Source organism: Ruminococcus callidus ATCC 27760 (assembly GCF_000468015.1).
Taxonomy (GTDB): Bacteria; Bacillota; Clostridia; order Oscillospirales; family Ruminococcaceae; genus Ruminococcus_C; species Ruminococcus_C callidus.
Window position 1 is genome coordinate 1 of sequence record NZ_KI260329.1, and the last position, 4,947, is coordinate 4,947.

5 protein-coding genes are annotated in these 4,947 nt (G+C 53.0%); all 5 read left to right on the forward strand.

What is annotated here, in order from left to right; genetic code table 11:
- The first annotated feature begins 58 nt into the window (after positions 1-58).
- The 5 genes from RUMCAL_RS03090 (at position 59) to lepB (ending at position 4,907) form a co-directional block, all read left to right on the forward strand.
- Positions 59-886 carry a DUF5131 family protein gene (locus RUMCAL_RS03090; RefSeq protein ID WP_051343632.1) on the forward strand — a complete coding sequence of 276 codons (828 nt, stop codon included), beginning with the start codon at positions 59-61 and terminating at the stop codon, positions 884-886.
- 66 nt (positions 887-952) lie between these two features.
- Entirely contained in the window at positions 953-2,803 is a 1,851-nt protein-coding gene (locus RUMCAL_RS03095; protein WP_040646780.1) for a TIGR03960 family B12-binding radical SAM protein, read from the forward strand.
- A complete protein-coding gene (locus RUMCAL_RS03100; protein WP_051343633.1) occupies positions 2,800-3,459 on the forward strand; it encodes a TIGR03936 family radical SAM-associated protein in 660 nt (219 codons plus the stop codon). Before RUMCAL_RS03095 ends, RUMCAL_RS03100 begins: the two co-directional genes overlap by 4 nt.
- A gap of 285 nt (positions 3,460-3,744) precedes the next feature.
- Positions 3,745-4,089: a 50S ribosomal protein L19 gene (rplS, locus tag RUMCAL_RS03105; RefSeq protein ID WP_021681046.1), complete on the forward strand. Its 345-nt coding sequence runs from the start codon at positions 3,745-3,747 to the stop codon at positions 4,087-4,089.
- A 176-nt stretch (positions 4,090-4,265) separates the two neighbouring features.
- On the forward strand, positions 4,266-4,907 hold the full coding sequence (lepB, locus tag RUMCAL_RS03110; protein ID WP_040646782.1) for a signal peptidase I: 642 nt from the start codon (positions 4,266-4,268) through the stop codon (positions 4,905-4,907).
- Positions 4,908-4,947: the final 40 nt, after the last annotated feature.

Below are 4,947 nucleotides of genomic sequence, written 5' to 3' on the forward strand. Positions count from 1 at the left end.
AAGTCGCCAGACGCTCTTTGTGCGGTGTTGCCTTTGAAGAAAGGAATGGGTTTGGACTGTGGAGCAGGAAGCGTTTCTGACATGGAATCCTTGGCACGGCTGCCGGAAATACAGCGAAGGCTGTGCACATTGCTATATGTATTATCTGGATGCACAGCGTGACAGGGACGGCAGCGAGATCTATCGGACAAAGACCAATTTCAACCTGCCCGTCAAAAAGACTCGACAGGGTGCATACAAGATTCCGTCAGGGACAATGCTGCACGTCTGTATGACCAGCGACTTTTTTCTGCAAGAGGCAGACGACTGGCGGGAAGAAGTATGGGACATGATACGCTGCCGCAGAGATGTGCACTTCTGGATTCAGACGAAGCGGGCAGAACGTATGGCAGACCACCTGCCGGAAGACTGGGGCGACGGCTGGGAAAACGTGACATTGTGTGTGACAACGGAAAATCAGAAATGTGCAGAGGAACGGCTGCCCTTATTGCTGGCAGTTCCGGCAAAGCACAAGGCGTTCATGATCGCACCGATTCTTTCTGAAGTGCATGCCGAAAAGTACCTTGCCACCGGACAGGTGGAACAGGTACTCTGCGACGGGGAAAACTACGACGGCAACCGCCCCTGCCGCTATGAGTGGATCAGATCCCTGCACGACCAGTGCCGGAACGCAGACGTTCCGTTTCGGTTTCTCGGAACCGGAAACTATTTCTGTAAGGACGGAAAGGTGTACTGCATTCCTAAAGCATATCAGCGTGTGCAGGCACAGCGTTCCGGTTTGTCCTATCCGGCAGGAGATACCCACGTACCCATGCAGCCACGTTGCCAGAACTGCAAAAGAAAGCACAGCTGCAACGGCTGCCGCTGGTGCGGAAAGTGTCATTGAATGCTCTCTTGCACTGAGAACCTGTCAGGCAATACCGAAGAACACTTGATGAATGAGGACAAAATTATGAATGTACGAGCAAAAATAGAGCCGCTGCTGTTACAGGCACAGAAGCCGGCACAGTATATCGGCGGCGAGGTGGGCAGTATCTGCAAAGAGCGGGAATCAGTCGATGTTCGGTTTGCGTTCTGCTTTCCGGATACTTACGAAATCGGCATGTCCCATCTGGGCATGAAAATTCTGTACAGTTTAATTAACGCACGGGAAAACTTCTGGTGTGAACGGGTCTTTGCACCCTGTGCAGACTTTGAAGCACTGATGCGGGAATACCAGATTCCGCTGTATGCACTGGAAAGTCTGGATCCGGTGCGGGAATTTGACTTCGTGGGCTTTACGCTGCAATATGAGTTGTCATATACCAATATCCTGAATATGCTGGACTTGGCAGGAATTCCGCTGCATGCCTGTGATCGCGGCGAAGCACTGGCACCGCTGGTGGTTGCCGGCGGTCCCTGTGTCTGTAATCCGGAACCGCTGGCGGACTTTTTCGATTTGTTTATTCTGGGGGAGGGCGAGGAAGTCAATCTGGAACTCATGGACCTCTACTTAAGAATGAAGCGGCAGGGAGCAGGCCGCTCTGCATTTCTCCGTGCGGCGGCACAGATCGAGGGGATCTATGTGCCCTCTCTGTACGAGGTGACCTATCAGGCGGACGGTACCATTGCCGCAGTGACGGCGAAAGACGGTGCACCGGAAAAGGTGACCAAACGGATCGTACAGGACATGGACAAGGCGTTCTATCCGGAAACATTTGTGGTACCCTTTATGGAAACGGTGCACGACCGTGCCGTGGAAGAAGTGCTTCGCGGTTGTATACGGGGCTGCCGTTTCTGTCAGGCAGGCTTCCTGTACCGTCCGTTTCGGGAGAAATCGCCGGAAACCATCGTCCGGCAGTGCCGTTCGCTCTGCGATACCACCGGCTATCAGGAACTGTCCCTGTCCTCTCTGAGTACCAGCGACCACAGCCAGCTGGAAGAAACGCTGAACGAACTGCTGCCCTATCTGGACGAAAACCGCATCAACATCACCCTGCCCTCTCTGCGGGTGGACAACTTTTCCAAGGAACTGATGGATCGGATTCAGGGCGTGCGGAAAAGCAGTCTGACTTTCGCACCGGAAGCAGGTACCCAGCGGCTGCGGGACGTTATCAACAAAAATGTCAGCGAAGAAGAACTGATGCGGACTGCCGGCATTGCCTTTTCCGGCGGATTCGCTACGGTAAAGCTGTACTTCATGATGGGACTGCCCACAGAAACTATGGAGGACGTAGAGGGTATTGTGCATCTGGCGGAAAAGCTGATCGACCTCTATTATAATACGCCGGAACGTTCCAAAGGCAAGACCATACAGATCTCCATCAGCTGTGCCACCTTTGTGCCGAAGCCGTTCACACCGTTCGAGTTTGAACCGCAGGTTTCCCGCGAGGAACTGCTGGCACGGCAGGAGCACCTTTTAAGTTGTATCCAGCCGCGGCATCGGAAGAAGATCAAAGTCAGCTGGCACACCTACGAGATCAGCCTGCTGGAGGCGGTGCTTGCCCGCGGCGACCGGCGGCTGGTACCAGTCATTGAACGGGCATGGCAGCTGGGCAGCAAATTTGACAGCTGGAGCGAGTGCTTTCATTATGAGATCTGGGAGCAGGCAATGGCAGACTGCGGCGTATCCGCTTCCTTTTACGCCAACCGCACCAGAGCCTATGACGAGATCTTCCCGTGGGATCATCTGGATTATCTGGTGGAGAAATCCTTTTTTGTGCGGGAAAACCAGACAGCACATGCTTCAGAAACCACACCCCACTGCCGAGCCAAATGTGCCGGCTGCGGCGTAAACCGGAGAATCGGGAGGGCTTGCTTTTGAAAAACATCGTTCGAATGCGTTTTGCCAAAACCGGCAGAGCCAGATATATTTCCCACTTGGATCTGATCCGCTGCTTTCAGCGAGCCGTCTGTCGGGCAAAGTTGCCGGCGGCGTATTCCGAGGGCTTTCACCCGCACATGCAGACTTCCTTTGCCACCACGCTGCCGCTGGGATTTTTCAGCACCGCGGAACAAATGGACTTGGAACTGACAGAGGAGCTGCCCTGTGATGCGGTCATGGAACGGCTGAACGCCGTCCTGCCGGAAGGGATCCGGATTCTGGAAGCGTGGAAAGGCATGCTGGCGTTCAAAAAGCTGGCATACGCCAATTACACTGTGCGGATCCCCGGCGAAAGCAGCGGGGAACTGTACGATTCTTTCTGTGCGTTTGCGGCACAGCCGGAGATCCTCACGGAAAAGCGTACCAAAAAAGGCGGCACCAAAGAAGTAGACCTGAAGCCTATGCTGGAGGTGACCGGTGCCGAGGCGTTGCCTGATGCACTGGAACTGCGGCTCTGCCTGCCGGCAGGGAGCACTGCCAACCTGAACCCCATGCTGCTGCTGGAAACGTGGAAAAAACAGACGGAACAGACGTGGGTTTCTCCGGAGATCTGCCGGACAGAACTGCTCACAGAAGAAAAACAAAAATTTTTTTGAAAAAACACTTGCTTTTTCTGCGGAAATGTGGTATGATATAAAAGCATTTGAAATTTGTGCCGAATTCGGCTGAAAAAGCCGCGGCACAGATGATCCGCACGGTAACGTGTGAGGTTAATGCCGGCTGTGCGTCCGATGGGAATCGGCGGCTCAGCAGAACGACATTAAATCGGACAGTCCGCTGACGATGCTGTGAGAAAATACGGCAGCGTTCCACCGCCCAATGCTGAACGGCGGCAGAGGAACACGTGAATGAATGTTCGCAAATTTTAGGAGGATTTAACCATGGATGCATTGAAAACAATCAGCGACGCAAGCCTGAAGCAGGAAGTACCGGCATTCGCAGTCGGCGATACCGTAAAGGTACACGTAAGAATCAAGGAAGGCGACAAGAGCCGTATTCAGGTATTCGAAGGCACCGTTATCGCAAAGAAGCACGGCGGCATCAGCGAAACCTTTACCGTTCGCCGCGTAGCTCACGGCTGCGGTATCGAACGTGTATTCCCGCTGCACTCTCCGGTCGTTGACCGCGTAGAGGTTATCCGTAAGGGTAAGGTTCGCAGAGCTAAGCTGTACTACCTGCGTGACAGAGTTGGTAAGGCTGCTAAGGTTAAGGAACAGATTCGATAATCAAAAGAATCATGCACAAAATGCAAAGACGGGCAGAATCGGTGTGCGTGTCGTCGTTTGCTTCATGACACCTGCCTGTCGGCAGTAAAAAAGGGACAGTATTGTCCTTTTTTTATTATCGGAAGACTGCAACCGGCTGGCGAAAGCACCAGCGGTTAGAAATGGAGAACGGCGGAATGGAACAACAGACAATACAAGAGGAAGAAAAGCAGCAGCAGGAGCCGCAGAAAAGTTCTTTTCTGAGCGATGTGGCAGAGATACTGGAAACCGTATTCGTTTCGATTTTCGTAGTCATTCTGCTGTTTGCCTATGTAGTGCGTCCGGTCACAGTAGACGGGGATTCCATGCGGGAAACCCTGCACGACAAGGATCGTCTGCTGATGTCTGACCTGCTGTATACGCCGAAATACGGAGATATTGTCATTGTCAACAATACACATTCCTATTTGTATGATGAAGACGGCAATCTGGTAGAGGGCAACGGTCTGCCGCAGGAAAAGCGACTGATCAAGCGGATCATTGCCACCGGCGGACAGGAGATCAACATTGACTTTGCCACCGGCGAAGTGACAGTAGACGGTGAGGTACTGGATGAACCCTACATTCGGGAACTGACAGCCAATCAGGAAGACGGCTTCGCCAGCTATCCGGTCACAGTACCGGAAGGCTACTATTTCGTCATGGGTGACAACCGGAACAATTCTACTGACAGCCGTTCGCAGTTCGTTGGCTTCGTGCCGCGGGATGCGATCCTTGGCAAGGCGATCTTCCGGATCTCACCGGACGATTTCGGCAGTATTTATAAGAATATGAAGTAAGTGCAATAGGGAAACACTGAATAAAGCTTGTGCGTAAGAT